This is a genomic window from Pseudonocardia sp. (genome assembly GCF_025965585.1).
In the GTDB taxonomy this organism is placed as follows: Bacteria; Actinomycetota; Actinomycetes; order Mycobacteriales; family Pseudonocardiaceae; genus Pseudonocardia.
In genome coordinates, this window is the sequence record NZ_JAOPWR010000312.1 from 1 (window position 1) to 3,008 (window position 3,008).

The 3,008-nt window shown below is 73.1% G+C and carries 4 protein-coding genes; all 4 read right to left on the minus strand.

Features of this window, described 5'->3' with window-relative positions:
• Nucleotides 1–986, minus strand: a 986-nt coding sequence (locus tag JWR81_RS18960; RefSeq protein ID WP_297654268.1) for an alpha/beta fold hydrolase, incomplete at its 3' end; no start/stop codon positions are given.
• A gap of 171 nt (nucleotides 987–1,157) precedes the next feature.
• A complete protein-coding gene (locus tag JWR81_RS18965; protein ID WP_297654271.1) occupies nucleotides 1,158–1,919 on the minus strand; it encodes a MerR family transcriptional regulator in 762 nt (253 codons plus the stop codon).
• Nucleotide 1,920: 1 nt separating this feature from the next.
• Nucleotides 1,921–2,364 (minus strand): DUF6114 domain-containing protein, encoded by a 444-nt coding sequence (locus tag JWR81_RS18970; protein ID WP_297654274.1) that lies wholly within the window; start codon nucleotides 2,362–2,364, stop codon nucleotides 1,921–1,923.
• Nucleotides 2,364–3,008: DUF6230 family protein (locus tag JWR81_RS18975; protein ID WP_297654277.1), on the minus strand; the 645-nt coding region annotated here is incomplete at its 5' end. The genes JWR81_RS18975 and JWR81_RS18970, both read right to left, overlap by 1 nt.

Here is a 3,008-nt window from a genome sequence, read left to right on the forward strand (position 1 = left end):
TCGTGTCCGGCGTCAGGGATGACGACCGTCCGGAGCCGGGCCGCGGGAGAGAAGAACGGGGCCTCCGCGGCGTGGAGGGTCTCGTCGGAGCTGCAGTCGACGGGCGAGCCGCCTCCGCCCTGCGCGCAGAAGGGCTTGTCGTAGTGGCCGTTGATCTCCAGCACCGGGACGTCGATCCCGAGCGTCGCGGGGATGTAGACCGGGATCGAGGCCGCGACGCCCGCGGGGATCTCGCTCCGCGTGGCCTCGTCCTGCGCGACGACCCTCGGATCGGCGTTCGGGAGGTAGTAGAAGGCGGAGGCGCGCGCCCCGGGGATGCTGAGATAGCCCGGGTCGAGGGGCGGCACCGCGGGGGCGGTGACCGGGTCGAGCTGCGCCGGCCGGGCGAGCACCGCCAGACCCGCGAGGGCGCCTGCGCCGATGACGTGCGAGGCGCCGGTGGTGACGACGCCGTCGACATCGTGATAGGTGCCTGCCTCGAGCCAGGAGGTCAGCGACCCGAAGGAGTGCCCGACGAGAACGACCTGCCGGAAGGCCGGACCGAGGCCGCCCTGCCGTGCGGCCCGGATGACGTCGTGCAGACCGTTCGCCGCCGCGAGCTGGGTGGTCAGGGCGCTCGGCGGGTGCGAGCTGCGACCGACCCCGAGCTGGTCCACGGCGAGCGTCGCGAAGCTCTGCCCGAGCATGTGCTGCACGTAGGAGTAGCGCCCGTCGAAACCTGGGAAGTCCCAGTAGCGGTGGTCGTAGCTCGCGCCGTGGACGAGCACCTGGAGCACGGGGGACGGGCCGCCCTCGGGCAGGCAGAGCCGACCGTGGATCCGCTGGTCGGCGGGCAGGCCGGGCCCGATGGCCACCGGGACGTCCACATCGGAGCAACCGGCCGCGGGGGCTGCCTCTGCCCGTGCCCCCGACACGACGAGCGTCGCCACGAGCACGAGGCCGAGCCCCAGCGCGGTACGCAGGAGCCTCAGAGAGCGTGGGCGCATCGTCGCGACCGTCCCTTCCTTCATTGACGAATACGTCAATTCTGGAGGGAGGCTAGCAGCTGCGCCTAGCCGAACAGGCGCCCGCCCCGCTCGCGACTTCGGCCGTGTGCACTCCGGGCCGGCCCGCGACGGCTCCGTCATGCCGGGGCGGTGCCGCTCCCGGCCCGAGGCTCAGACCGACGACTCCGCCGGCCCCGCGAGCGGGGACAGCCGCGCTACGTAGTCGCCGAACGCCGCGTCGATGTGGCGCTGCAGGGCCTGCGCGGCCGCGGCCTGCAGCGCGTTCTCGACCGTCGGACGCAGGGTCTCGAGGAACCGCGCGATGCGCGGGATGTCCTCCCCCGAGGGCATCCACCCGGGCTCGGCGTCCGCGGGGATGTACGCCATGAGGACCTCGACGAGGCGGCGCGCGGCGTCGTCCAGGGTCGCGAGGAGCCGGCCGCCGAGGCTCAGCAGCGCGTCGAGCGGCACACCGGCGGCGACCAGTTCCCGCGCTGCCTGCATCATCTGCGGACTCGGGATCCGCAGGTGGCCGTCACCGTCCTCCTCGACCAGGCCGATGCGGACCGACTCGGTGACCTGCTCGGGCGACGCCGGGGGGTCGCCGAGGAACGCGGCCACCTCCGCCTGCGTGGCGCGTCCCGGTCGCTCGTCACTCCACAGGCCCGCTACCAGCTCCTCGATGCCGAGGACCTGGGACAGGTCACGGCCCTGCTCCCACGCCGAGAACAGCTCGGCGATGTTGGCGACTGTGTAACCACGCGCCAGCAACCGGCCGATGAGCCGGAGCCGGGCCAGGTGGGAGTCGGTGTAGAGCCCGACCCTGCCCTCACGCCGCGGCGCCCGCAGCAGTCCCTTGTCCTGGTACGCGCGGACGTTGCGCACCGTGGTGTCGGCGGCGCGGGCCAGGTCGTCGATGCGGTAGTCGGCCATGTCACCCAGTCTCGTCGACGGCATGGACGCTGCGGCGGCCGTGGGTCTGCACGTGGGGCGTCCACGCGAACCCGAGCGCACCGCCGACGATCCCCAGCAGCGTGCCGAGGACGAACCCGCCCAGGTTCGTGGCCACCAGCGCCCCGATCGACACGAGCACGACGGCGATGCCGACGAACGACCGGCTGCGCGGCTGGAACCAGAAGAACAGGCCGAGCGCGCAGAGCGCGGCACCGAACAGGAACCCGGAGATCCCGGCGACGCCGGGGAGCAACAGCACGTCCAGGTTCCCCCCGGGCACCACGAGGACCACCACGCCGGCGGCGATCGTGGGCACGCCCGCCCAGAACGGACGGCTGCGGCGCCACCGCCGCCACGCCAGCCGGCCGCGAGCCGGAGTGGGCGCGCTGCGGGCGCGCCGGTGACCGACGGGCGCCGCGGCCATCAGAAGCACTCCTTCTGGTCCTGGCCGACCTTCAGCCCGAGCCCGGAGAGCTTCAGCTGGTTGACCGTCGCCCAGCGGGCGGTGGCGCTCACGTCGAGGCCGAGGCCGCCCACCGTGAGTGGCACCCCGCCGGTGGAGGTGTCGATCGGCGTGCCGTCGGGCGCGGTGAGGTCGTGGTTGATCGACAGCTGCTGCCCGAACGCCCCGAGGCCGTCGATGCTCTCCAGCGCGAACTGCACCGCACCGGCCTGGACCGGGGCCGACCCCGGGGCCGTGGTGATGCGCAGGACGTACTTCCCGACCGGGGTGCTGACCGCCGTGGATGCGCACAGCCCGCCGAGGCTCAGTTCGTTCAGCCCTACGACGATGACCGGCTGGCGCGAGCCGTCCTTGTTCTGGACGAACGACGGGAACGTGCCCGTGGCCTCGGCATGGAGCTGCTGGGCGGTGATCTTCAGCGACTGCTGACCTTCGAGCGCCAACGCCACGGGAACGGCGCCGGACGCCACGCCCGTCGCGAGGAGGATGAGCACCAGCACGGCCGGGACCAGGACCACCAGGAAGCGCCGCCACAGCGTCCGCCCCTCGGGAGACCGGCGATGGCGCACCACGTCGGACCAGTGCGCGATGTCGTGCTCCATCAT